The organism is Desulfobulbus alkaliphilus, assembly GCF_016918545.1.
GTDB lineage: Bacteria > Desulfobacterota > Desulfobulbia > Desulfobulbales > Desulfobulbaceae > Desulfobulbus > Desulfobulbus alkaliphilus.
Map to the genome: position 1 here is coordinate 1 of NZ_JAFFQC010000260.1, position 441 is coordinate 441.

Annotated in this window: 1 protein-coding gene; it reads right to left on the reverse strand. The window is 68.0% G+C overall.

Features of this window, described 5'->3' with window-relative positions; all coding sequences use genetic code 11:
* Positions 1 to 441, reverse strand: a 441-nt coding sequence (locus JWG43_RS20895) for a dihydroorotate dehydrogenase (protein ID WP_205244381.1), incomplete at both ends; no start/stop codon positions are given.

The following is a 441-nucleotide window of genomic DNA, read 5'->3' on the forward strand; positions in this document are numbered from 1 at the left end:
CTCCAGCGTGGTGTTGGATACGATCAGGCCGTCGATCCGGTGGGCCAGAGAGGCCTCGACGATCATGCCGATCTCGTCGGCGATCAGGTCGGGCGCGATCTTCAGGAAGACCGGCACGCGGTCTGGCTTGGCGGCCGGCCGGGCGGCGTCGATGCGGCCCAACAGGTCGTCCAGTTGCTCGCGACCCTGAAGCGCGCGCAGGCCCGGCGTATTGGGCGAGGAGATGTTGACGGTGAAGTAGGAAGCGCGGCCGGCGAGGCGTTGCAGACCGGCGATATAGTCCGCCGCCTTGTCCTCGGTGTCCTTGTTGGCCCCCAGATTGGCGCCCACGACGACGTTCGTCGGGCGTTGGTCCAGCCGCTCGGCGAAGGCGTCGAGCCCGGCGTTGTTGAACCCCATCCGGTTGATGATGGCCCGGTCCTCGCTGAGGCGGAACGGGCG